Annotated in this window: 15 protein-coding genes; 4 read left to right on the forward strand and 11 right to left on the reverse strand. The window is 52.4% G+C overall.

The features are described 5' to 3' along the window. Positions 1–102: 102 nt before the first annotated feature. The 5 genes from A6X21_RS07805 to A6X21_RS07830 form a co-directional block, all read right to left on the reverse strand. Positions 103–660: a hypothetical protein gene (locus A6X21_RS07805; protein WP_068847435.1), complete on the reverse strand. Its 558-nt coding sequence runs from the start codon at positions 658–660 to the stop codon at positions 103–105. Between the two features lie 488 nt (positions 661–1148). Further along, a complete protein-coding gene (locus tag A6X21_RS07815; RefSeq protein ID WP_068847044.1) occupies positions 1149–2120 on the reverse strand; it encodes an aldo/keto reductase in 972 nt (323 codons plus the stop codon). A 57-nt stretch (positions 2121–2177) separates the two neighbouring features. Continuing rightward, positions 2178–2633 (reverse strand): RbsD/FucU family protein, encoded by a 456-nt coding sequence (locus A6X21_RS07820; protein ID WP_068847437.1) that lies wholly within the window; start codon positions 2631–2633, stop codon positions 2178–2180. A 108-nt stretch (positions 2634–2741) separates the two neighbouring features. Continuing rightward, positions 2742–3257 carry a YaiI/YqxD family protein gene (locus tag A6X21_RS07825; RefSeq protein ID WP_068847045.1) on the reverse strand — a complete coding sequence of 172 codons (516 nt, stop codon included), beginning with the start codon at positions 3255–3257 and terminating at the stop codon, positions 2742–2744. Positions 3258–3419: 162 nt separating this feature from the next. Further along, positions 3420–5039, reverse strand: coding sequence for an arylsulfatase (locus A6X21_RS07830; protein ID WP_369009488.1), 1620 nt, complete (start codon positions 5037–5039; stop codon positions 3420–3422). 389 nt (positions 5040–5428) lie between these two features. Between A6X21_RS07830 and A6X21_RS07835 the strand changes: the two genes are divergently transcribed. After that, positions 5429–7213, forward strand: coding sequence for an ABC-F family ATP-binding cassette domain-containing protein (locus A6X21_RS07835; RefSeq protein ID WP_068847047.1), 1785 nt, complete (start codon positions 5429–5431; stop codon positions 7211–7213). Between the two features lie 68 nt (positions 7214–7281). On the opposite strand, the gene nhaA is transcribed toward A6X21_RS07835, so the two are convergent. Next, positions 7282–8697 carry a Na+/H+ antiporter NhaA gene (gene nhaA / locus A6X21_RS07840; RefSeq protein ID WP_068847048.1) on the reverse strand — a complete coding sequence of 472 codons (1416 nt, stop codon included), beginning with the start codon at positions 8695–8697 and terminating at the stop codon, positions 7282–7284. A 203-nt stretch (positions 8698–8900) separates the two neighbouring features. After that, positions 8901–10805: an ATP-binding cassette domain-containing protein gene (locus tag A6X21_RS07845; RefSeq protein WP_068847049.1), complete on the reverse strand. Its 1905-nt coding sequence runs from the start codon at positions 10803–10805 to the stop codon at positions 8901–8903. Between the two features lie 357 nt (positions 10806–11162). Between A6X21_RS07845 and A6X21_RS07850 the strand changes: the two genes are divergently transcribed. Beyond that, positions 11163–13850, forward strand: a complete 2688-nt coding sequence (locus A6X21_RS07850) for a PAS domain-containing sensor histidine kinase (RefSeq protein ID WP_068847050.1) — start codon at positions 11163–11165, stop codon at positions 13848–13850. Positions 13851–13864: 14 nt separating this feature from the next. Here A6X21_RS07850 and A6X21_RS07855 read toward each other — a convergent pair whose 3' ends face one another. Then, a complete protein-coding gene (locus A6X21_RS07855; protein ID WP_165603722.1) occupies positions 13865–14938 on the reverse strand; it encodes a DUF1570 domain-containing protein in 1074 nt (357 codons plus the stop codon). A 339-nt stretch (positions 14939–15277) separates the two neighbouring features. Between A6X21_RS07855 and A6X21_RS07865 the strand changes: the two genes are divergently transcribed. After that, positions 15278–16633, forward strand: a complete 1356-nt coding sequence (locus A6X21_RS07865) for a hypothetical protein (RefSeq protein ID WP_068847053.1) — start codon at positions 15278–15280, stop codon at positions 16631–16633. Between the two features lie 178 nt (positions 16634–16811). Beyond that, positions 16812–18467, forward strand: coding sequence for a glycine--tRNA ligase (locus A6X21_RS07875; protein WP_205847416.1), 1656 nt, complete (start codon positions 16812–16814; stop codon positions 18465–18467). Between the two features lie 80 nt (positions 18468–18547). Here the strand turns inward: A6X21_RS07875 and A6X21_RS07880 are convergent, their stop codons facing one another. The 3 genes from A6X21_RS07880 to A6X21_RS07890 all read right to left on the reverse strand — a co-directional run bounded on the left by A6X21_RS07880 (position 18548) and on the right by A6X21_RS07890 (position 21462). Continuing rightward, positions 18548–19015 carry a transthyretin-like family protein gene (locus A6X21_RS07880; protein WP_068847055.1) on the reverse strand — a complete coding sequence of 156 codons (468 nt, stop codon included), beginning with the start codon at positions 19013–19015 and terminating at the stop codon, positions 18548–18550. 54 nt (positions 19016–19069) lie between these two features. After that, complete coding sequence (locus tag A6X21_RS07885; protein WP_068847439.1) at positions 19070–20038, reverse strand: DUF1559 family PulG-like putative transporter; 969 nt, start codon at positions 20036–20038, stop codon at positions 19070–19072. A 173-nt stretch (positions 20039–20211) separates the two neighbouring features. Continuing rightward, positions 20212–21462 carry a hypothetical protein gene (locus A6X21_RS07890; RefSeq protein ID WP_068847056.1) on the reverse strand — a complete coding sequence of 417 codons (1251 nt, stop codon included), beginning with the start codon at positions 21460–21462 and terminating at the stop codon, positions 20212–20214. Positions 21463–21647: the final 185 nt, after the last annotated feature.

A 21647-nucleotide genomic window follows, 5' to 3' on the forward strand; every position in this document is an offset into this window, starting at 1 on the left:
CCGTGCCGATCAAATCATGACACGGGGCTCTCTGAAATTGCTGGAAATCGCCAGGACATCGGCCCGCGAACTCACGGAACCGTCGAATAATTCGGCTACCAACTACTCGAGAATTTTGGAAGCATCTTTGGAGATGGCAGCAATCGTTTCTTCGGTGAGATCCTTGGCGGCGAAGCCCTTGTTGACCTTCACTTTGCCTTCGACCCACATCATGACAGTAACGTCGGCCTGTGGATTGAGCTTGTAGCTCTTAGGACCGGCGGCACCTTCGAATGTTGTCAGAGGGATCTGCTTGATGGAGTGCTTGGTTGCCACTTCGGACAGCTTTGCTTCCGCAGAGCTGGGTGAATCACTGGTCAGCACCAGGAAGCCAGCCATCTTGGCATCGCGGTTGGCAGAGACCACACCATCCAGAGCCTTGGTCAGCTTGGCGACGTTTTCATCAACGTCCTTGGTGAAAATGGAGACCACAGGCTGATTGCCAAAGCGGCAGCGGTAGCAGAGGTCTTCACCCTTCTGAGGGCCGGTGACATCATGCACATAAAACGCAGGAACTCGCTGGCCTGCGGAAAGTCCGGATTCAATTTCTGCAGCCGTCGAAACGACCACACCTGTCGCTACAGCAGCCAGAACAGCCAAAGACGCAAACAACTTCTTCATTCGGTAACTCCACATCTAACGAGGTGATCAATCAAGCCGATTTTCAGAGAAGAATCAAACCTCACTGAAAACCAATGCAATTCCTGCATTACAGCTTAGTCATGTACCGGAATTTGATCCAGAACTTTCACGAAAGAACTGGGATCGGACGAAAAATGATGAAATGACCGATTGATTTTCTTATCGAAGCCTCCAGCCTCAGGCGTTTTGACTTCGTCACCATGCCAACCGATCAACGAGAAGAAGCAACGAAGGCCGACAGCCCTGTCCGGAAGCCCCTCCAACGCAGAGTGACTTCGCGCCGTCGGCCTTCGCTGCGATCCCCAGGAGTGAGATAAGCAGAATCTGTGCCAGCGGCGTAATTTGCACCTTGATCAGCAATTTCCTGAGAGTTTTCGCGTAAGTCACTCCGCCAGATCTCCCAGACTGACGCGAAAATGAAAATTTGATCGTCAGAATGACAACGCTTTACCTTTTTCCAACAACGCTCATACGACGAATTCACCGTTTTGAAACCGGGAGCCTGCGGGCTCATTATTTTCGGGTTTCCCCTCGACATGTGCCCAGTTATGAATGGGTTCCAGAATCTTCAAGACGACCTGAAGCAGCTCTTCATCAATCGGTTCTTCTGCCCACCGGCACCATTCCGAAACTCGGGCCGGGTTAGCGGTCCCGGCAATGCAGGTCGTCATCTCTTCATTTCGAATCGAGAATTGAAGTGCGAGCTTGGCAAGATCGCTCCCATGTTCCCTGCAATAAGCCGCCGCCTTTGCAGCGACTTCCCGAACCACCGGTGTTGCCTTGTGCCAGGGAGGCAACGGATCATTGCACAAGAGTCTGGCAGCAAACGGGGCAGCATTCTCAATTCCCACTCCACGTTCCTTCAAAAATGGAACAAGATCTCCAAAACTGGTGTTCTGCAACGTGTAATGGTTGTACGAAAGGACCACATCCAGAGGTGTCTGCTTGAGTACGGTCGTAAAGTTCTTGAGGGGGTAACCGCTGACGCCTATAAACCTCACCTTGCCCGATTTTTGAACTTCACGCAAAGCCGGGATCGTCTCGTCAATGACCTGCTGGACATCGACAAATTCGATGTCATGGCAGATCATGATGTCGATGTGATCGGTCCCGAGTCGATGCAGACTGACGTCGACACTTTCACGCACACGCTTCGCAGAAAAATCGAAATGGTTCGCATCGTATCGCCCCAGTTTCGTCTGGAGGATGTACGAATCGCGCGGAATCTCCCGGAAGAGAATTCCCAGAAGTACTTCGGACATCCCGCGCCCGTAAAAAGGGGCGGTATCGATGAAGTTCATCCCCTCGTCGAGTGCGACCCGAACGGCCTGCATGGCCTCCGAGACATCAACTTTACGAAACTCCTGACCTAACGATGAGGCGCCAAAGCCGACCACTGGCAGCTTCAGTCCGGTCTTTCCCAATTCGCGATACTGCATCTTCGTTCCTGAATCTGGCAGGGATGTCTTTGTCGAAACGGCTCAGAAATGCACAACTCAAACAGTTGATGGCTGACGCACACCGACTTTGAGCAACAGATTCGCCCAGAGTGCCACGTCTCCCGTCTGGATTGTCAGCACATGGTCGGTCGATTTCACTTCTTCGTAAAAATCCCATTTGGAGATCGGTGTCAAAGGCATCGAAAGACCGGCTGCAGCCATCGTGGCAGCAAACTCCTTCCACACGGGGGGATCACCCAATTGTGCATACGGGTCATCGGCAGGGATACCCATGGTATGCACGTGATCGATCGGAATCGCCGAAAGTATAGCTTCGAGCACCTGGTTAACCGTCACCAGCCCTGGCGACAGATTCAACGAAATCAGCGTCCCATTGGGCCCCATGGTTGTTGAAGCGGGATAGTTACCATCCGCAATCAGGATGCGGGCATGATGCCCAGCCCGCCCCAGGACAGCCAGAATCTCAGGATGAATCAGTTTGGATTTGAGCATTTGGATTTGTTTCGTCTGGAGAGCAGGTTCAAGCGACTCAATCTCGTTGATCAAAACATAATCATCTTTGCCTCGCGATGAAAGCTGGCGATCTCTTCCAAAACCTGCTCACGCACCGGGCGAGTCGTCAGTGGTGATTTCGGGTGGAGAAGGCGGTGGATTGCTCGCCAGCCTTCTCAATTCCCGAGTCAAAAGCTGATCCAGGGCCTGAGCAAACCGCTGCTTGTCTTTCACACCATAAGGTGCCGGCCCACCTGTCAATAACCCCGCTTCGCGCAGTTGATCATTCAAATCGCGCGCTGCCCGGCGCTCGCCAATTGTTTCCTGGGTGCAGAGATAACCATGAAAGTCGATGACGAAAACGCCTTGAGGAATCAGATCGGACATCAGAGGCACATCACTGGTGATGGCCAGATCGCCACGATTCGATTGAGCGACAATGTATCGATCAGCGACATCGGGCCCGCCGGGAACAATCTGCAGTTTGACAAATCGATTTCCAGAAGGAACCCACATGCCAGAATTCGCCACCACGGTGGTTTCCAACTGGAGTCGAGTGGCTGCCCGGAAGACCAGCTCTTTTACTTCCCGCGGACTGGCATCCCCATCGATCCAGATCTTCATACGCGATCCTTATGGCTTTACCCCAAGCTCAATTTCGTCAGGCAATAAAATATCGACTCCTGAGACATTATGATTGCCTGGCGTTCAAACGCAAAAACCAGAGAGGCAAAAGCCCATTGCCTTTGCCTCTCTGGAATTCGGTCAACTTCATTTTTCTGGATATCAATGGCCAGTGGGCAAAGGAATTCGAATGCCCTCTTTTTCGAGCAGTTCGCGAACATGTTTCAGTCGCTCAAACTCAGGAATCGTGATGGGCCCTGTATAGGCCTCGCTCTGCATTTTTCGAGGTGGATAGGTGAGATAAGTTTTCATCAGATCCTTGATGGCCACATTGAACGAGACCAGAATCCATGTACGCTCTGTGTAGTTGTTCATAAAAATGTCGTAGCGTTCTTGAGGATCCTGCCAGAGGTCAAATACCTGTGGAACTGTAGCAACATACTTTTCGGGCCCTTTCCAGCCCAGGTTTGAATCGACACTCAGCCCACCAGTAGGCTGGCCATTATCTCCCCTGAGGTTGAACACGACCTTATAGTTCCCCACTCGAATAGCGCCGGGGCTCAGTTCCGTCTCGGTGAAGTAGAACCATGTGTTTCTTGGACATTTACCACTCCCGGTGAGAACTGGAGTCAGGTCATAGCTATCAAAAATCATGGGTTGACCTTCACGATCTTTCGTTGGTAGCGGCACCCCGGCAACTGAAGCAAATGTCGCCATCAAGTCCAGACCGCCCACGATATCGTGATTCCGTACTGCCGGCTTAATTTTTCCAGGCCAGACGGCAATCGCGGGCACGCGGTTCCCTCCTTCGCGAACAGTCCCCTTGGTTCCGCGAAATGGTGTATACCCCGCATCAGGATAGACATCCTGCCAGGCGCCGTTATCAGTCGTGTAGAAAATCAACGTGTTCTGATCGAGCTTCAATTCTTTCAGCTTATCGACCACACGGCCGATCCGCGTATCGAGCTCGACAACAGAGTCGGCATACTTCGACTTCGAAGGCGACTTATGCACAAACTCCGGCGCTGGCAGGTTCGGCTGATGCACCTTCATAAAGTTGATATGTGCAAAGAAGGGTTGATTGGGAGTCTTGGCGGCATCTTCCAGAAAACTGATGCCCGACTGCTCAATGTACTGATCCAGAAACGGAATCCCGACGACGCCTTTATCCGGCGTGTTGACATACTGGCCATTGACCTTCCAGTCTTCGCGAGCTTTTTCGCCAGCATTCCCTGAAAGCGAACCTTTGGTGATTTTTCCAAAAAGTTCCCTCAATGATGGATCCATATCCGGGAACCAGGTGGGATCACCGTAAGTGTAGGCATTGCAATGGTAAAGAAAGCAATGCTTCATCACGTCATAGCCATGAGCATTCGGGAGAGCGTAATCGGCTTCACCCAGATGCCATTTGCCCGTGAAGTAGGTTTTGTAGCCACCCTGTTTGAGAACAGAACCCAGCGTCCATTCGGCTTTAGGTAGTCCGCCACCTTCGCCCTGAAAAGCCACTGTCGTCATACCACTGCGATTCGGAATGCGCCCTGTCACCATGGCAGCTCGCCCGGGAGTGCAACTGGGCTGAGCATAAAAAGAGAAAAAGGTCATACCATTGGCGGCCAACCGATCGATGTTCGGTGTGGGCATCCCGCGGCCTTCGCCCCCGCCGTATGGTCCGAGATCGCCATATCCCGTATCGTCCGAGACGATCAACAGAATGTTAGGTTTATCGGCGGCCATCGCCATTCCAGACAGCATCCATCCCAAAGCCAACGTCAGCAGGCTCATGTGAAGTTGTTTCATCGTGCAAAGACTTTCCATGAAGAGGATCGAGATTCTATGCTGCAGCGATCTGCCGAGAGGTCTTGCTGATTAACGATTTGCTGTCCCTGGCCCTGAACAGCGGATCGCGTTTCAAACCAGTTGTTACCGGCAATCAAGCCCTGCGAACGCACCTCTGCACGCTACAAAGCCTCTGAATGATTGGCAAGCAGCCAACCCGTGAACATATCTTCATAACGAATATTCATTCCCTCAAAATAATCCTGCGAAAAAAACTCCTCAGGATTGGCTCCTGCCCGCACTCTCCACGACAAGCCAAAAGGCCGCTATACTCTCGTTTCGATAATTGTGTGATCATGAAAGACGAGTTTTCCACAGCGAGAGTATAGGGCGTTATGGCACTGCTGCAGATTCGAGATGCCTGCAAAAGTTATGGTTCGCAGATTCTGCTCGACCATGCCGAAGCGACCATTTCTGAAGATGTCAAAGTCGGCTTTGTCGGTCGGAATGGTGCTGGCAAAAGTACTTTGCTGCGCGTTCTCCTGGGGGAAGAAGAACTCGACAGTGGCACAGTCTCGCGCCATCCGAATCTCCGACTCGGTTACTTGCGCCAGCATGATGATTTTCGCCCCAACGAGTCGGCACTCGAATTTCTCATGCGGGATAGTGGTCAGCCTGATTGGAAGTGTGGCGAAGTGGCTGGCCAGTTCGAACTCAAAGGGAGCTACCTCGACGGCCCGATCTCCAAACTTTCCGGCGGATGGCAAACCCGCGTCAAACTGGCTGCACTTTTACTGCACGAACCCAATCTGCTGCTCCTGGACGAACCCACGAACTTTCTGGATCTGCGCACGCAGATTCTGCTCGAACATTTTCTAAGAGGTTACAACGAAGCCTGTCTGATTGTTTCCCATGATCGCGCATTTCTCGGTGCCACCTGTACTCAGACACTGGCACTCGCCCGCGGCAAGTTGACCATGTTCCCCGGCAAGATCGATGCCTATCTCGATTACGAGCGGGAGCAGCGCGAGATCATTGAGCGATCGAATGCCTCTGTCCTTGCCAAGCGGAAACATCTCGAAGAGTTTATTGCCAAGAACAAAGCTCGCGCAAGTACAGCCACCCAGGCCCGTTCAAAAACCAAGCAGCTCGAACGTCTCGAATTGCAGGATGTTGAAGCCGATGAAGCCACGGCTCACATCCGCGCCCCCATGATCGAACCCCGGCAGGGCCCGGCCGTTCGCTGCAAAGAAATGGCGATTGGCTACGCCGAAAGAAAAATCGCCGAAGATATCACCCTCGAAATCGATCATGGCTCGCGCGCTGCCATTGTGGGTGACAATGGTCAGGGAAAGACCACTTTTTTGCGAACAATTGTCAATTCGCTTAAGCCACTGGCAGGTGAACTCCGCTGGGGACATGGCTGCCAGGTCGGTGTCTACGCGCAACATGTCTATTCCACGTTGCCACCAGAAAAAACTGTCATTCAGTATCTGGAAGAAACCGCCGCCCCGCTGACACGTACGCAAACAGTGCTCGATATTGCCGGCGCATTTCTGTTCCGTGGCGCCCATGTCGAAAAGAAAATCAGCGTGCTGTCCGGAGGAGAGCGTGCCAGGCTCTGTCTCGCGGGCATGTTGCTCAGTCAATACAACGTTATGGTGCTCGACGAGCCGGGTAACCACCTTGATGTGGAAACCGTCGAAGCCTTGGCAGATGCATTGGTGAACTACAAAGGGACCGTGATTTTCACCACACACGACCGCCACTTCATGAAGCGTGTCGCCACCTGTGTGATCGAAGTCAAAGATGGTCGAGTCACCAACTACAATGGCGATTACGACGCTTACGTTTATGCCGTCAATAAAGAAATCGATGACGGAGAGCGTGAGGCCAATGCCGGAAAAATGGCCAAAGCTCCAGCGGCAGTCCTCGCTCCCAAGGCAGCAAAGCCCAAGGGTAAAGACGACCGAGCCCTGCGAAAAGAACTTCAAACCTGCGAGCGAAACATCGCCAAACTCGATGAGCAGAAAAAAGCCCTGACCCTGTCACTTTCGAATGAAGCCGATGCGAAAAAGGCCCTGGAGCTTCACAATCAGCTTGAAGACATCACCAGCCAGTTGACTCAGGCTGAAGAACGCTGGTGTGAAATCCAGGAGGAACTGGGCGAAGGCTGGTAGCAGCCCGGAATAGGGACCACATGTCGAGAGGCGGTGCCCCGGACTTTCCTGCATGATCAATCATTGAGTCAGACTTTTCCCTCATCGGATGATTCCGAAACTGCTGGCAAGGCTTTGCTGATCAGCACAATGCCCAGAATCGCCGAGAGGGTGGAACCCATCAACGTCCCCAGCTTCCCGGCTGCTATGAAACTCTCTGGAAGTGCGAGCGCCCCCAGAAACAGCGACATCGTAAAGCCAATCCCCGCCAGGCATGCCCCGCCCAGATAAAGCTTCCAGTTCACACCATCGGGGAGTCTGGCCAGGCCAATCAATACTGCCAGAAACGACAGCCCGAAAATCCCGACGGGCTTTCCAATCGCCAATCCCAGCGCTACGCAGAGAGAAACCGGTTCAAACGCTTTACTGAAATCCAATGGAACACCGGCATTCGCCAGGGCGAACAGCGGCATGATCAGAAATGCCACCCACGGGTGGAGCGCATGCTCAAGTCGATAGAGTGGCGCAATGCTCTCTCGCGTGGCGAACTCGGCTTCTGCCAGATCATCGTGCATTGTTTTATGCAGGGGAATTGGCTTTCCAGGTTTGAGAGATTCCTGATCCGAATCGGACTGAAATTTCTTCAATTCATCAGTCAGTCGCTTCAAAACAGCCGTCAATGTGTCGTAGGGCACCCAGGCCTTTGACGGAGTCATCAACCCGAGGATCACACCGGCAATCGTGGGATGGACGCCCGATTTCAAAACCGCCAGCCACGTCACACCACCCACAACCACATACAGCCAGACATTCCGCACGCCGACTCGATTCATCAGGAATGTGAGCGTGATCCCCACAGCGGCAACCATCAGTCCCACCAGGGCCAGCTTTTCTGTAAAGAGAACTGCTATCAGAATGACAGCTCCCAGATCGTCCACAATAGCCAGCGAGAGCAGCAGAATTTTCAGACCAATGGGGACTCGATTTCCAAAGAGCGAGAGCAGGCCAACCACAAAGGCGATATCGGTCGCCATCGGAATGGTCCAACCCTTCATGGCTTCTGGCGGAACTCGAAAAACCTGACTGGCTCCCAGAAAGACGAGGGCAGGGACAATCATCCCTCCCAGCGCTGCAATAATCGGGAGTGCCGCTTTGCGCAGATCACTCAACTCACCCGAAACAATCTCTCGCTTGATCTCCAAGCCCACCACGAAAAAGAAAATTGTCATCAGGCCATCATTGATGACATGGAGAAAATCCTTCTTCAGAACATAATCACCAAAGCCTATGAAACAGGATGTTTCCCAGATATGCAGAAACTGTTCACTCCAGGGAGAATTGGCTGCAATCAGCGCGAAGGCCGTAGCCGCCACCAGGAGCAGGCCACTTGTCGCCTGCAGCTTCAAAAATCGTCTGACAGGCGATAACCACCCCGCAATCTGGCTGACAGGTAACAAACGATCTGCCGCTTGATCGGACGCCGGACGATCACCTGGGTTGGCCATTGATGAGGGGTTCCTTGAGTCAGAAGGACGACATACGCAGACGATCAACTCGTCCCATCAGGTTGAGTAACAATTCTCAAACTGATGATGCGAGAGGTACCACAGTGACGCCTCGGAGAAAACCTCAACTCCCAGCGAAAAGACTCGCATGCAAAGATCCGCAGCTATCAATCTTTAATGGCCACACAACTGATGATCCGCATTTACCCGCCGCGTTTGGCCTCAAGTTCTTCCCAGCGGGCATACGCGGTCTGTAGATCTTGATGCAGTCGACTTAACCTCTCTGTGACTGTCGCCACTTCCTGAGGAGACTGCTTGAAGAACTCAGGTTGCCCCATGCGAGTTTCAAGACTCGACTGCTCCTGTTCCAGCGACTCAATCCTGGCAGGTAGCTCGGTCAGTTCTTTCTCTTCCTTGAAGCTCAGAGACTTTCCCTTTTTGGCTGCCGGTGGATTCGTGACAGGTGCCGCCTGAGCCTCAACAGGTGTGTTCTGCCGAACAGACTTCTGGGCCAGCCAGTCATCATACCCACCGACATACTCATTGACGGAACCCTCGCCCTCAAAGACAAGAGTCTGCGTGACCACATTATTGATGAACTGCCGGTCGTGACTGACAAGCAGCACTGTTCCGGGATACTCGACCAGCAAGTCTTCCAGCAATTCGAGAGTTTCGGCATCGAGATCGTTGGTCGGTTCGTCGAGAACCAGCAGGTTCGACGGCTTCGAAAACAATCGGGCCAATAACAAACGATTTCGCTCTCCACCTGAGAGGTACTTCACCAGCGTCCTGGATCTCTCCGGGGAGAAGAGAAAATCCTCCAGGTACCCAATGACATGTCTCCGGCGGCCATTAATCTCAATCATGTCCGCGCCCGGCGAAACATTCTCCTGCACAGAGAGATCATCATTGAGCTGAGCTCTCAACTGGTCGAAGTAAGCAATCTCCAGCCGGGTCCCCAGTTTTACTTTGCCCGATTGAGGTGTGAGTTCACCCAACAGAATTCTCAAAAGTGTCGTCTTGCCACATCCATTAGGCCCGAGAATCCCAATCTTGTCACCACGGGTAATGAGTGTTGAAACATCTCTCAAGATCGTTCGCCCGCCGACCTCGTAATTGACCTTTTCTGCTAAGGCCACCACAGTGCCTGATCGCTCAGCCTCCTTGTGAAGCTCAACTTTGACATTGCCCACTTTGGCCCGGCGAGCCGCCCGCTCCTTGCGCATTTCCAACAGCGCCTTCACACGCCCCTGATTCCTGACGTTACGAGCTTTGACCCCTTTACGAATCCAAACTTCTTCCTGAGCCAATTTCTTATCGAAAAGCGCCTGTTCATGCTCTTCGGCAGCCAGGGCTGCTTCTTTTCGCTGCAGAAAAGTCTGATAGTCACATGTCCAGTCGAACAGACGGGCGCGATCAATTTCGATGATCCTCGTCGCAAGGCGCTGCAAGAACATGCGGTCGTGCGTCACGAAGATCAAAGTCCCGGAGAATCTCAGCAGAAATTCTTCGAGCCACCGAATGGCTTCAATGTCCAGGTGGTTGGTGGGCTCATCCAGCAGGAGCACATCGGGTTCGATAACCAACGACTTGGCCAACAGTACGCGACGCTTCATCCCGGAAGAAAGGCTGTCAAATGGCCGATCATGCGGCAGTTCCATCCGTTCGATCATCTGCTCGACCTGATGCTCCCATTCCCAGGCGTAAGCAGGATCGAGCGTGGCAGAAAACTCTTCCATACGTTGGATTTCATCGGCGGTTCGCTGAATTGCTGATGAATTCTGGCTCAGTTGGTGCAGCCAGTACTGTGCCGCCACCGCTTCCCCATGCGGGCCTAACCCTCGGGCCACTTCATCGAAGACGGTCCCGACGACACCGCGCGGCACATCCTGAATCTGGCGGGCGAGTTTGATCCCTGATTGAACTTCGACGAGGCCCGCGTCTGGCTTCAATTCGTTGAGCATCAGCTTCATCAGAGTCGACTTACCGGTACCATTTCGACCCACCAGACAGACTCGTTCGCCAAGCTCCACCTGAACTGTCGCGTTCTCAATCAGCGGTTTTCCACCGTAACTGAAACTCAGCTCTTTCAATCCCAGAACAGCCATCCGGCAAATGCCTTTCAAATGCGATCAATTTTCAATAACGCCTATCTGCTTCCTGAGAGGCTAACAGGTAGGAGGGAAAATCACATTCTCATCGAAATCCCAGAAGAATCCCCTCAAATAAGGGGTAACTACCAATAGAGATTCTTCAATAAACATTGTCTTATATGATGCTCGCGCGAAGCATTCTGGGTTTTACTGCTGTGCCTCAACCTGTCGCTTCGCACTTCCATGTGTCACAAAGTCTGCCAAAATGTCTGTAACTTCGACAAGTTTTGGCACCAATTCCCTGCCGACGCGATAGGTTTGGTGCCATTCGCCTGTCGACATTCCAATAAGTGTTGTTCAAGGGTTTGAACCATGCAGATGTCAGAGCATCGGTCATCCCTCGATTTTCTTGCTGACTACAAGAGCTTCCTGGAAACGGTCCCGGCCGGTGTTGAACTGCTTGATTTCGATGGCCGTGTGATTTACGCCAACGGCGAGTATTTTCGAATCTTTGGCTGTCCACCTCGTCGCTCGGAAGGTTCACCCTGGCTGCAGCGTTTCCAAAACCACAATTTGATGGAGGCCAGGCTCCAATGGGAAGGTGTTCAACGCGGCGAAAGCATTGAAGGCGAGCAAACCGAACAAACTTATGACGGTTCGCAGATAACGATCCGTTATCGCTTTTGCCAACTCAACAAGGGGACTGCTAAGACTGCACCCAGGTTGTTTGTCCGCTATTCTCAAAAGATTCCCTCGCCTGGTACAGGCAAAACTCCAGAATGCGCGGCAGGATCGCCATGCATTGCCCTGATCGAACAACTGCCGATTATTGCCTGGATGGAAGACACGAATCATAACTGTATTTTTGTAAGTCATTACTGGTGTCAGTTCACTGGTGCTTCCGAAAATGAGCACATGGAACAAGGCTGGCTCAATTTCATTCATCCCGAGGATTTGGAGAGAATTCGTTCCGCAAATGAATTCCATGCCACTTGCGACCTCCAATACCGGATCCGCGGGAAAGATGGTGAATATCGCTGGTTTCTTGAACTCAGTCAGCCCTGCCTGAATAAAGCTGGCCGCATCGATGGATACATGGGAATTTGTATCGATACCACAGAAAGTCTTCGCGAATCGCGAATTTCTATCGAGCGAAAAAAACAACTGCGTGCCATGGTCGAGCACGCTCCGGGAGTCGCGATTCAATGGTTTGATCGAACAGGCCGTATTCAACTCTGGAATGCGGCATCCAGTCAGATGTTTGGTTTTACTGCCGAAGAAGCCATTGGAAAGACTTTCGCCGAACTCATTCACACCCCCGCAGAGTTTGATTGCTTGCTCAAGACTCTGGAGGAGATCTTACAGACGGGCCAGTCGATTGGCCCGAATGAGTATCAGTTCCATCGAAAGAATGGCTCCACGGGAACTTGTCTCTCGACTCTCTTTCGGATTCCTTCCCATGACGAACAGCCTTTGTTCTGCTGCATGGACATCGACATTACGGAGCGCATCCGCACCGAAAACGCTCTCCGGGAAAGTGAAGCCAAGTTCCGCACCTTGGCCAAAAATTTTCCGGATGCCATCTTTATCCTCGACCCCGATGATCCGCAGGTGCCACTCAAGATTGCCTTCACGAATGATGCGGTCCGCACGATTCATGGCTTTGAACCCGAAGAACTGATTGGCCAATCGCTCGCTAGAAAAGTTGATGACGCACCAACCGCTGCTCATGTGCCGGAAAGAATAACTCGTGTGAGAAAAGGCGAAGTGCTTCGATTCGAAGCGACACATATCCATCGGGATGGTCACACCATCCCCATGAGTGTGACCGCCTGCATGATTCCCTGGGATGGCAAAATGATGCTGCTGGGCATCAACCGGGATATGTCGTTACAAAAAGCCGCCGAAGAAGCTCGGCAAGAAAGTGAGGCCCGCTTTCGATCGGCGTTCTATTCTTCCTCAACAGGCATGGCGATTGTTTCTCTCAAAGGGGAATTCCTGGATGCAAACACATCGCTTTGCCGCATGCTGGGATACTCCCTCGAAGAGTTGACTGCCACAAGTTTCCCGGCGATCACACACCCGACAGAAGTTGACCGTGATGTCCATGCGATGAAACGTCTGATTCGTGGAGAAATCCCCTTTTATACAACAGAAAAGCGATATCGCCGACATGACGGAAGCTACATCCCGAGCTATATCTCGGCAGCACTGGTCCGCAACAGCCACGGCGAACCTGCCTACTTTGTCACACAAATGCTCGATCTCTCAGAGAAAAAACGGCTTGAGCAGGAGTTGATCCAGAACCAGCGACTTTCTGTCATGAAGCAGATGGCCAGTGGCCTCTCTCATGATTTCAATAATCTGATTACCGTTATCCTCGGTTATTGCGAGACGCTTCTCGTCAGACCAGACACCACTGATCAGCAGCGAAGTCTGATTTTGCCGATCCGGGAAGCCGGGCATCATGCTTCGCGGATGATCCGGCAGCTCATTGCATTCAGTCGCAAGCAGCCCGTAGCCTTCGAACGGATCAATTTGAATTCCATCGTTCGCAGCATGGAAATGATGATTCGTGGCATCCTGCGACAAAACTTCGTCCTCGATCTTCGTTTGACCGAACTCCTCCCAAACATTATGGCAGATCCCGTACAGATTGATCAGATCCTGGTCAATCTGGCCATCAATGCCCGCGACGCCATGCCGGAAGGAGGGACATTCACCATCAAAACCGAGTGGGTCTCGTCACATGCTGACCACCCACAATCGACGCGCACTACTAAAACGGTCGTGCAGGCGAATGATCTTGTCCGCCTCTCTGTCAGCGATACGGGAACAGGTATCCCGAAAGATCTCATCCCCCGCATCTTCGAACCGTTCTTTACGACCAAAGGCGAGGGACAAGGCCATGGATTGGGTCTCTCGGTTGTTCATGGAATCGTCAATCAGGCCGGTGGCACGATTCGCGTCTTCAGTGAGCCAGGAAATGGCACCACGTTCGAAATCGACCTTCCCGCCTGTGTCGGGCCCATCTCACCGGATCGTCCCGAAGCTCCCTGAAGCTCAACGCCCCCTTATCGACTGCGGGGAGAAAGTTCCTCAAAGAACCTTTTGATCTCGATTTCGAGGCTTTCAGGCTCTTTTCCTAGATTTTCCACGACGTGTCGCAGCCGCCGGGAAGTGATCGACTTGTCGATCTTTGGATCCGTTTTATCGAAGGTCGTCAGCAGCCGGACATACTGGCTGGGCCTCGTTTCCAGCAGAAAGTATGTCACCGCCCAGGCTTGGGCATAAGCATCCAGAGCTCGGGCTTCGAAGAGATCATCACCTTCGATCAAAGCTCGCAACCAGCCCCGAGGCAACTTCTGTTGAATGGCTCGAAAGTGCAGATACCTCTCCCGGTTGATGCGATCCCACGCACTCGCTTGCCGATCTCTTTTTCGTAGAGCGTCATTCTCGAAAGCCATGGCTAAGCCTTCAATCATCCAGACAGGCCCCGGATCAATTCTCGAATGCAGACCATAATTGAAAGCCAGTTGGTGAACCGCTTCGTGGATGAGTGTGGCATGACGTTCACGCAACGATTGATGCTTTTCACCAGGCGAGAGCACTATTCGATTACTCTCGACCAGATAAACCCCTGCCAGATTTTCCCTCGCTTTTCGGGGGCGAATCTGCACCAGTTGATCAAACTCAGCCTGTCGGGACGGCATGATAACTACGAGCGGAAACTCCAGTGGCGCGGGAGTGTGGCCATACACACTCAACCAGCCCACAAAATCGCGGCGAACTTCGTCGAACAACTCCTTCAGTTCATTTTCCACACCCGCAGGTGCAGCCACGATCAACCCATCTGTCGCTGCCACACGCAGAGTTGGCCATTCCCGCACGAGCTGACTCTTCATCTCGACCGTTGTCATGGGCGAAAATTCGCCCGGCAATACCTGATAACGACTCACTCGGGCAAGATCGACCAATCGTTGAGAACCATCGGCCAACTGAAACCAGCATTGAACCGAATCCCTGGCAATCACGCGCCCGCGCAACGTCGCTCCTTCGTACAAAATCTCCAATGAGCGATCATCGGCTGCTAATCCAGCAGAGAAAGACAACCACACACAGCAGGCCCACAAAGACGCGCGAAACATAGGAACCACTCGTGCTGCAGGGTGCTTTGATGTGAAACTTTCTGGCATAACGCCCTTGATCATTCTTCGGCCAGATCTTGTAAATCTTCTCCTGATCGTCGCATCCTTTGCGTATGATCGAGGAGAATGTTGCAGAGGGCAGGGAGGGACTCTCCGAAGATGGCAATGGTCAGCAAACCTGTCGCCCCAAAAAACAATCTAGTTTTTATTCGAGCACAAGCCGCACGATTTCGCAGTTCGTCAGAGGAACGTCCCAAAAGTCCATCGTTCTGGAGTTGATGAATACGCTCAACTCGAGCGATCAAGGACGGTTTTGGCCACGTCTTCAAGGAAAGAAACATGCCCGACACTGGGTTTTATCGACATTTATCGATTCTATCGATTTTGACGCTGGCACTGTTTTCATGGGAACAGATTTCATGGGAACAGACTGATGCGGGCGAGATTCGCCCCGCCGAACCTCTCCAGATGAGTGATCCTCAGCTTCCTGCTCTTGTTGCACAAAAGATTCGACAGCTCTCATCCCGGCAACTCGAAATTCGCCAGACTGCCGAAAAAGGTCTGGTTGAATTGGGGCCGGAGGCTTTGCCATTTCTTCCATCTCCTGAAGTTCTGGGAGATGCTTCCAGCCGTGATGCATTACGTCGTGTGCGCCAGCAGTTAGAGATGTTACGTGCCCGTGAAGCCGCACAACCTTCGCGTATCACTCTTTCGGGAACGTTCACCGCCAATCGTCTCGAAGCCGAGTTTTTGCAACAAACGTCCAATCCAGTCCGTTTATTGAAGAATTCACCCGCAACGACATACACCGTCAACTGGCAGGGTCTGACGTTCTGGGAAGCGATCGCCAACCTGCTCGAGGTGTCCGACCTGGCCATCGATCCCGATTCCATGGGCTCGACGTTAACGCTCATCTCCTCGACGAAATCAGCGGCAGAGAGATCCGTCATTCCCTCTGGGCCCTTTGCCTGGAGTGTCGAGTCGATCGAACAGAAGCCACTCAGTGGTACGCCTGGTTCCATCGCCAGACTTCACATTCGAGTCCGAACGGAACCTCGACTTGATCCACTCTTTGTGTTTGTCAACAGCCAGGACTGGCAGGTGAACGCTCTGGTTAAGACCGCCGGCGAAAAGGAGCCAGCCCTTGAAAAATTGAATTTGTGGAACCCTTCCGCTCGATATGAACTTGTGGCTGGCTCTGTTCAGCAGGGCACGACGTTCACCATCGATGCCATCCTGCCGGAAGGCAAAATCCCCAGCGAATATCAGATTTCCGGCAAAGCATTGATTCACACCGGCCTCGTGAAGCAAGAGTTTGATTTTGCGGCGAATCGACTCAAACCTGGCCAATCGATTCGTCGTGGCGGAGTGACCATCACGATTCGAGCTGTCTCAGCACCCGAAACAAAACCTGCGACAATCGAACTTTCAACCGCATACGACGTGAGCGGCCCGGCCTTCGAATCGCACCGTGCCTGGGTGTTCCACCGTCAGGCATGGATCAAACGCGGCAAAACTGGCACCCTCGAGCCATTTGTGGAATTGAATGTCACCCAGGCCGCTGCGGGGATCACCATGGCCGAGTTCACTTTTGCCAATCCTCTCACCGAAAGTGAAACGTTCGTTTACTCGGCTCCGCTTTTGCTTTCCGATCTTGAAGCCACGCTCAAAACAACCATCCCAGTGGCCAGGTAGTTCCGAATGCTACAAAACGCTCTGGCTCAGCGAACAATCGGCAAGTTGCCTTGACCGGAACGCCGGGTTGCTCAAAACTTCCCATGATTCTTCAGCCTTGGCTGGCACTTGCGCCCGAACTCGGCGACGATTTGTCACATCAGTCTCTTTGTTTCCTTTGCATGATAGAACAGCTTCAATGACCCAGTACAGCATGGATAAGATTGTCGCCCTCGCCAAGCGGCGTGGCCTGATGTTCCAGTCTTCCGAAATCTACGGTGGACTCAACGGTTTTTGGGATTACGGACCGCTGGGTGTCGAACTGAAGCGGAATGTTCGCCAGGCCTGGTGGGATGACATGATCACCCGGCACGACGAACTCTCAATTCCTGCAGGCGCTCCTTCGACCTTCGACATGGTGGGTGTCGAAACATCAATCATCATGCACCCGCAGGTCTGGAAAGTTTCGGGACACTTCGACCTCTTCTGCGACAAAATGGTCGATTGCAAAGAATCGCGCAAACGATATCGGCTCGATCATGTGAAGGGCCGCTGGATCGAAAGCGTTAAACGTGTGCAGGGCGAAATCCCGGAAGGCGCCGCTCCCGAGCGAGTCTTCATCACGACGATGGCCGAAATCGACGAGCGGAATGACGATATCGAAAAGAAGGCGCTGCAGTACTTCGGGCTCCGCAGTAAAGATGCCGGTAAATTGAAGTTCGTCTCAGAAATTGAATCGCTGCCACCGGTTGAGCAGTTCGTTGACGTGATTGCGCCTGATGCTCGCAGCAAGGCAACATTAACCACGCCGCGCGACTTCAACCTGATGTTCAAGACCACCCTCGGCGCGTTGGGAACCGAAGACGATGCCGCCTTCCTTCGTCCGGAGACGGCTCAGGGGATGTTCGTCAACTTCAAGAACGTCTGCGATTCGAGCCGGGTCAAAATCCCATTCGGAATTGCGCAGATTGGCAAGAGCTTCCGTAACGAGATCACTCCTCGCAACTTCACCTTCCGCTCGCGAGAGTTCGAGCAGATGGAGGTGGAATTCTTCTGTCATCCGCAGGATTCTCTCGCCTGGTACACCTACTGGCGCGACCGCCGCTATAAGTGGTACACCGATCTGGGCATTTCGAGCGATAAGCTCATTCTTCGCGAGCATACTCACGAAGAACTGGCGCACTACTCTGTTGGAACCGCCGATGTGGAGTACGCCTTTCCATTTCTGCCGGCTGGTGAATATGGAGAGTTGGAAGGGGTCGCCCATCGCGGCGATTTCGACCTGCGCTCACACTCTCAGGGTAAGCTTCGCAAAGAGGGGAACGAACTGGTTGTCGAAGCGGGAGCCGACGGCAAACCCAAATACTTGGGAAGTGGCAAGGATCTTTCGTACTTCGATGACCAGTCGCGCGAGCGGTACTTACCGCATGTTATTGAACCAGCCGCTGGCTGTGACAGGGCGACGCTGGCATTTCTTTGCGAAGCCTATCACGAAGACAAACAGCCGGATGAAAAGGGCGAGATGCAGGAACGTGTCGTGCTGAAACTGCACCCACGACTCGCCCCCGTCAAGGTCGCGATTTTCCCGCTGATCAAGAAAGACGGCATGCCCGAAAAAGCAGCCGAAATCTACCGCGAATTCAAGCGGGCAGGGATTACGGCCGCCTACGATCAACAGGCTGCCATTGGCCGACGCTATCGCCGTATGGATGAAATCGGCACACCCTACTGCATCACAGTCGATGGCGACACGATGTCCGCCGACACAGTCACCATCCGCAACCGCGATACCCTGGAACAGATCCGCCTGCCCGTTAAAGAAGTGGTCGACCACATCGCCAAACTGGTGCGGTAGCAACTCTTGACTAAAACACTGGCAGATCGAGCCGGTTCAAGTAGTGGCTCGATCTGTCAGCTTTTTCAAATATAGCTACTTCAATTCCTGAATTTTGTAAGCTCAGGGATACTCAACTCGAAATTCGCGAAATCAGTACCATCGTAGGGCACCTCAAAAGTCAAAGTCGTCTCTTCGTGATATCTTTTAGGCAGATACTCCTTCACGAGGATGAGATCCCGATCAATATCTCGAACTTCACTGACGATTGCGACAGTGTGACCACCAGGAACCGCACCAAGTACTTTCGAGCCCGCAGTACGTAGTTCAAAATTGCCGTTGGAATCAGTAACTGCAGATGAAAGTTCACCTACCATGGCGGACCGACCGTTTCGCACCGGTGCGAAAATCACGGTCAATTTCTCGGTTGGCACACCATTCAGCGTCACTTTTCCGCGAACCGGCACATATTGGAACGTCTTAGGACCAAAACTAATACCAATTATGGTAAAAATCAGCATTGAGAGAACACACAGCCCTCCCCATCGAATCCAGGGGTTCAATAACATCAAGCCTCCCTTCACAACATATCTTTACATGCATTTGCGAAAGCAGGATGCGGATTACCAATCACCTACGGCATTGTTATCAGCCTTACGAGCCAGCCAACTGAGTGTTTGCCAATCCATGTTTTGACTCGCAAATCTCACTGACCCGTCACACATGAGGAAGTGAGAGCCACCCACATGTTGGCTGTTAAAAATATCTGTGGGATATGACCCAGTATTAGGGTTCCAAAGGGTAACGCTCGCCAACGTATCCGGGACTCGAGCGTGGTTATGCTGAATGCCAGCAGCAATTGCTACTTGTGGAGCTCCAACCCATAGCGCACCGCCCGAGTTGTTGGGTGCAGTCCCGCGCGTGCGAACACAATCTCGTTCACCGAGATAGATGGTATTGCTTGTCCCATCGAGTACATATGCGATCTTCGTTGCGCTCTGATAGTGGGAAACGCCGGCAGTCGTCGAACCACGCGAATAAATAGAGGTATTGTTAGGGTTTGCTCCTGTACAAGCCACATAGTTCGATTTCGCAAGCCGTTGATCTTCTGTTGCTGCTCCATGAGCAAGGTTCGAGGCGTCAGAATACCATGGATTGATCGCTGGACCTGTATCTGAGGGACAGACAAAGACTGGGAGTACCGTTCGAGGGAGCCCACTAATCGCAGTCCATGGCGACTGAAAGTCAAATCGATTATAGAGCGGTGCCTGATCGACATACGGGAGGAGAAAGGTCCCCCAGCCAACTCCATTACGGCGTGTTCCCTCCAGATTAAGATTCACCGAAACTGCTGGATACAGAACCCCAGGTGGGAAAACCTCATGTGTTGAATGGTAGTTATGCAGAGCTAATCCTAATTGCTTCAAATTATTACGACATTGGGTTCTTCTCGCTGCTTCACGGGCTTGCTGAACCGCAGGCAGCAGTAAGGCAATGAGTACCGCGATAATGGCGATCACCACCAGAAGTTCAATGAGAGTGAAGCCGCGGCGGTCCCGCCGTCTTCCCGAATTGACAGAATACAGAGTCATCATGAGATCCTTGACAGAGAAAAACACCACGAATAGATGAGCGCGATCCAGAGAACAATCGAAAGTGGAACTGCAATGAATCCTGAGGATGTTATGTCTACAAAAATTGTTTTCAAAAGCGCCTTAAGGACTGACTTTGAGCAATTGTCGAGAAGCCTGTTTTGGAAGATTGTTTAATTGGCACGCCGAGGGTCGATCAGTTCGCCGATGATTTCGCAACCGTACAGTGGATAATCGACACGGAGTCGCCAGCAAGTGTATTGATCGATGTCATAACCAGCACCAGTCGTAATGGTTCTCATCATAGAGGAGTAACCTGGATACTCTCGAATCACACTGGGACCAACCCCCAGATTTTCCATCTGAAGTTGCGTGGGAAGATTGCGCTCAATCCCGGGCGGAGAAGGCTGATCGCTCGAAGAACCACCAACCAGAACCTGCACATTGGGCTCCCAATCATCGGCAAAGCCGGGCTCGACCAGCAGGTCGGTCACATAGCTTTTGACAGGCAGATCCATGACACAGCGTGAACCAACCACACCTTCCTGACCTGTCGGATCAGGGATGTTGCCGTAGTTCACTCCAAAAAAAAGCGTAGACTCCCCCGTGGCTCCCACGTTACCGTGCAGCAGATTTCCATAAATCCAGCCAGCTTCGCCAAAAACCATCTCCACATCGGGGGCTGGCTGCGAACAGAAATCCTGCAACAAATAGCTACCCAATTCTTCTGTCCCGGCCAGATTCGTCCGGCGAATTCCTTTGCGATGATTTGCCCCCGGGCCATTTCCGACAGTACGGGAGCGAAATACATTAACGCGTTCAATCTCCCAAAGCAGTCTCAGGTCGACGAGGCCGCCCACCATAATCAAATTCACTACTCCGGAATGCTCCTTCGACTTCTGAATGATCCCGCAGCGAATGAGCGTCTGGGCCTGCACACCCAGCATGTGACTCATACCCCGAAAAACATTCCGACGATGTTGAAGTTCGGCAGCATGCCAGCCATCTCGCGCGCCGACCGCTGAAACCATCGAATTGAAGCAAACTCGATCTCCCGCATGCCGTTCGACGAGTGTTTCAAATTGGTTGTAAGCCGAAAGTAATCCATCGAGCAGCTTCTCATTGACCCCGCGAACTCTTGAACCTTCAACGAACCGGTTGATCGAGACTCGCGAAGGAACACTGGCCGCAGCCTCCAAAGGAACCTTCGCTTCAGCGATCTTGAGCAATTGCCAGGAAAGCGTCCGATCCAAGTCCATCAGCCGCTCAAGATCTCCTGCTTTTTTGATTCCTCCCAGCGCTCTAAGAATTGCAGCCACTTGATAATTGAGCGAGGACATCACAGCGGCAGCCTCATCCATAAATCCGCTGGGCGATTTTGCCACAGACTGATTTTTGGATTTTTTGGTGCTCACCTTTGTCATGATTGAATTCTGGCCCCTCTGCGACTCAATAACCTCGAAACCTAAAAACTCAGCGTCATTGACTTTCCGAGCACTCTATCGTCCGAACCTGTGATTTCAAAAACATTTTTTCAAAAAGTTTTTGAAAGCGCCTGAGAGCATAGCTTTCGTGCGTTAGAAACAAAGAAAAAACTGCAAAGGGTAAG

The sequence above is a fragment of the Planctopirus hydrillae genome, from assembly GCF_001707835.1.
Lineage (GTDB): Bacteria > Planctomycetota > Planctomycetia > Planctomycetales > Planctomycetaceae > Planctopirus > Planctopirus hydrillae.

Coding starts and splice junctions, on each gene's coding strand:
- A6X21_RS07805 (WP_068847435.1), bottom strand. CDS start 660: ATGAAGAAGTTGTTTGCGTCTTTGGCTGTTCTGGCTGCTGTAGCGACA.
- A6X21_RS07815 (WP_068847044.1), bottom strand. CDS start 2,120: ATGCAGTATCGCGAATTGGGAAAGACCGGACTGAAGCTGCCAGTGGTC.
- A6X21_RS07820 (WP_068847437.1), bottom strand. CDS start 2,633: ATGCTCAAATCCAAACTGATTCATCCTGAGATTCTGGCTGTCCTGGGG.
- A6X21_RS07825 (WP_068847045.1), bottom strand. CDS start 3,257: ATGAAGATCTGGATCGATGGGGATGCCAGTCCGCGGGAAGTAAAAGAG.
- A6X21_RS07830 (WP_369009488.1), bottom strand. CDS start 5,039: ATGAGCCTGCTGACGTTGGCTTTGGGATGGATGCTGTCTGGAATGGCG.
- A6X21_RS07835 (WP_068847047.1), top strand. CDS start 5,429: ATGGCACTGCTGCAGATTCGAGATGCCTGCAAAAGTTATGGTTCGCAG.
- nhaA (WP_068847048.1), bottom strand. CDS start 8,697: ATGGCCAACCCAGGTGATCGTCCGGCGTCCGATCAAGCGGCAGATCGT.
- A6X21_RS07845 (WP_068847049.1), bottom strand. CDS start 10,805: ATGGCTGTTCTGGGATTGAAAGAGCTGAGTTTCAGTTACGGTGGAAAA.
- A6X21_RS07850 (WP_068847050.1), top strand. CDS start 11,163: ATGCAGATGTCAGAGCATCGGTCATCCCTCGATTTTCTTGCTGACTAC.
- A6X21_RS07855 (WP_165603722.1), bottom strand. CDS start 14,938: ATGTTTCGCGCGTCTTTGTGGGCCTGCTGTGTGTGGTTGTCTTTCTCT.
- A6X21_RS07865 (WP_068847053.1), top strand. CDS start 15,278: ATGCCCGACACTGGGTTTTATCGACATTTATCGATTCTATCGATTTTG.
- A6X21_RS07875 (WP_205847416.1), top strand. CDS start 16,812: ATGACCCAGTACAGCATGGATAAGATTGTCGCCCTCGCCAAGCGGCGT.
- A6X21_RS07880 (WP_068847055.1), bottom strand. CDS start 19,015: ATGTTATTGAACCCCTGGATTCGATGGGGAGGGCTGTGTGTTCTCTCA.
- A6X21_RS07885 (WP_068847439.1), bottom strand. CDS start 20,038: ATGACTCTGTATTCTGTCAATTCGGGAAGACGGCGGGACCGCCGCGGC.
- A6X21_RS07890 (WP_068847056.1), bottom strand. CDS start 21,462: ATGACAAAGGTGAGCACCAAAAAATCCAAAAATCAGTCTGTGGCAAAA.